This is a genomic window from Cognatundibacterium curvum, assembly GCF_014284235.1.
In the GTDB taxonomy this organism is placed as follows: domain Bacteria; phylum Pseudomonadota; class Gammaproteobacteria; order Burkholderiales; family Burkholderiaceae_D; genus Undibacterium; species Undibacterium curvum.
On record NZ_JACOGD010000046.1, the window covers coordinates 1 to 267 of the forward strand.

General features: G+C 62.9%; 1 protein-coding gene. It reads left to right on the plus strand.

The features are described from left to right. Window positions 1–267: AMP-binding protein (locus tag H8K43_RS18800; protein WP_186905266.1), on the plus strand; the 267-nt coding region annotated here is incomplete at both ends.

Genomic DNA, 267 nt, shown 5'->3' on the forward strand with positions numbered 1-267 from the left:
TGGGTGTCGAAGGTGAGCTCTTCCTGGGTGGTGCCGGACTGGCGCGTGGCTACCTCGGTCAGCCTGGTTTGACCGCAGAACGCTTTGTGGCAAATCCCTGGGGTGAACCCGGCAGCCGCATGTACCGTACCGGCGACCGGGTACGCTGGCGCGCAGACGGCAGCCTGGAGTACTTAGGCCGCGCCGATCACCAGGTCAAAATACGCGGCCAGCGCATCGAAGTTGGTGAGATAGAAAATACCCTGCGTCAGCAGGTGGGCATACGCC